Source organism: Streptomyces sp. AC627_RSS907 (assembly GCF_019049165.1).
On sequence record NZ_JAGMUE010000166.1, the window covers coordinates 1 to 412 of the forward strand.

Annotated in this window: 1 rRNA gene; it reads left to right on the forward strand. The window is 58.5% G+C overall.

Annotated features, from left to right (window positions below):
• Positions 1 to 412 (forward strand): 23S ribosomal RNA (locus KUM32_RS29795); the annotation flags it as partial.

A 412-nucleotide genomic window follows, 5' to 3' on the forward strand; every position in this document is an offset into this window, starting at 1 on the left:
AACGGGTGTGTGGATGGGTAGGGGAGCGTCGTGTGCCGGGTGAAGCAGCCGTGTAAGCGAGTTGTGGACGGTTCACGAGTGAGAATGCAGGCATGAGTAGCGATACAAACGTGAGAAACGTTTGCGCCGATTGACTAAGGGTTCCTGGGTCAAGCTGATCTGCCCAGGGTAAGTCGGGACCTAAGGCGAGGCCGACAGGCGTAGTCGATGGATAACCGGTTGATATTCCGGTACCCGCTGTGAAGCGTCAAACATCGAGCATCGTGATGCTAAGGCCGTGAAGCCGTTCCGGACCCTTCGGGGAATGGAAAGTGGTGGAGCCGCCGGACCAAGCGGTTAGTAGGTGAGTGATGGGGTGACGCAGGAAGGTAGTCCATCCCGGGCGGTGGTTGTCCCGGGGTAAGGGTGTAGG